This is a genomic window from Staphylococcus sp. HMSC34G04 (assembly GCF_001838765.1).
GTDB lineage: Bacteria > Bacillota > Bacilli > Staphylococcales > Staphylococcaceae > Staphylococcus > Staphylococcus epidermidis.
Map to the genome: position 1 here is coordinate 1 of NZ_KV838716.1, position 1,071 is coordinate 1,071.

The following is a 1,071-nucleotide window of genomic DNA, read 5'->3' on the forward strand; positions in this document are numbered from 1 at the left end:
TTAAGTTCCGAACCCGACAATTTTTTAGTTCCTTTATATGAAAAGGTTTAGGGAGTTTAATATATAAATTATTTGCTTTTCCAAATGTTGCACGTTTGTTAATCATCAAACCAGAAACTACAAGTTCTTTTTTAATACGCTCTACTTTTCGTGTGCTAACACCTAAGAATTCAGCCATTTTCTCATTAGAAAAATGGCAATATATTTCACCACTTTTATCCGAAAAATGATTTTTGTATACACTATATTCATAACGGCTTAGGTAAACAGCGTAAGCGACAATTGTCTCAGCTTTAAGATTCTTATATTTAGGATTAGAAAATAATGAATGTGGTAACCGATAAAATTCATCAACATCATGAACATAGAAATATTCATCATAAGGTTTTTTAGGATATAAGCGATTCGGTTTATTTTTTCCAAGACGTATTTCTTCTAATAAACCAAATGCAATGAGTTGCTTTTTTAGGTTAATGACAGTAGGTTCAGATATATTAATTTTATTCATAAGTTCTTTATTAGTATAAATTGAGAATAAACGTCCGTTAGCATCAATAAATTGTGATTGAATACCATGTTGTTTGGCACTTAACTTAGATAAGTTTTGACGTTCGGTTATTAATGCATAAAGCAATTTAGCTTTTATTGATAGTTTGTTAAATGTGGAATCTTCGAATAAGAATTTATATAGTTTTGTAAATCGTTGTTTAGTCATAGTAAATACCTCTTCACATAAATTTAGGGTTGAGGTAATAAATCACAATACTAATTAAATTAAGATCTCTTTCTTGAATTGACATTACTTATATTATACAATTGATTCTACAAAATGGATTGAAATTTGAGCATCCAGAATAAATAAATGTATATATAGATAGCACTTTTCTTAATGTTTAGTAGTGAATGTTAGTATAGTGTCTATTACCTAAAGCGCTTAATCGCCCCAACGATTAAGTGCTTTTTAAATACATTAATGAACGTTAAGTTCATAGTAACAAATTCAAGAAAAATTAACAAAGAATATTGTAACATTCCTTTAAGTAACATGTTACATGTAACATAAAATATATA

At 27.5% G+C, this 1,071-nt stretch carries 1 protein-coding gene; it reads right to left on the bottom strand.

Annotation, left to right across the window (positions count from 1 at the left end; genetic code table 11):
- Positions 1–715: replication initiator protein A (locus HMPREF3241_RS03530; RefSeq protein WP_176746659.1), on the bottom strand; the 715-nt coding region annotated here is incomplete at its 3' end.
- Between the last annotated feature and the right edge of the window lie 356 nt (positions 716–1,071).